We start from the raw sequence: 479 nt of genomic DNA on the forward strand, positions 1-479 counted from the left end.
TACCAGGTCGCCGCCCGGCACTGCTCCCTGCTCACTCATGGAGGTGACCAGCGGATACGGTCCCTCGATGACCTCCTCGGACTTCTGCTGGAAGAGGCTGGCGCCGCCGCCCAGTGTCAGGGCGCGGCCTCCCACGAGGTCCGGGCTTGTGCCGGAGGCGGCCGTGTCGAGGGGCCAGTAACCCTTGCGGGCCGGCTTCACCGTGAGCATCGACTTGATCTCGGCGGCCGGGGTGAGCCGGTCGTAGGCCCGGACCTCGGCGATGTCGCCGGTGAAGTGGCGGCTGTAGCCGTACTTGGCCACCGACCGGCCGATCTGCAGGGCTCCGCGGGCCGACCAGGTGGACTGGCGAGCGACGGTCTTCTTCAGCTCGCCGTTGACGTACAGCTGGAGCTGCCCGTTCGCCGGGTCGTAGGCCCCGGTCAGGTGGACCCACTCGTTCGGGCAGACCGGCTTGGTAGTGCTGTCCTTGCAGGTGG

Annotated in this window: 1 protein-coding gene; it reads right to left on the reverse strand. The window is 69.3% G+C overall.

The genetic code is table 11. The annotated features are described in order from the left end of the window. The coding region (locus I8N67_RS41980) for a LamG domain-containing protein (protein WP_200309664.1) at nucleotides 1-479 on the reverse strand (479 nt) is incomplete at both ends.

The organism is Streptomyces adelaidensis, assembly GCF_016598475.1.
Lineage (GTDB): Bacteria > Actinomycetota > Actinomycetes > Streptomycetales > Streptomycetaceae > Streptomyces > Streptomyces adelaidensis.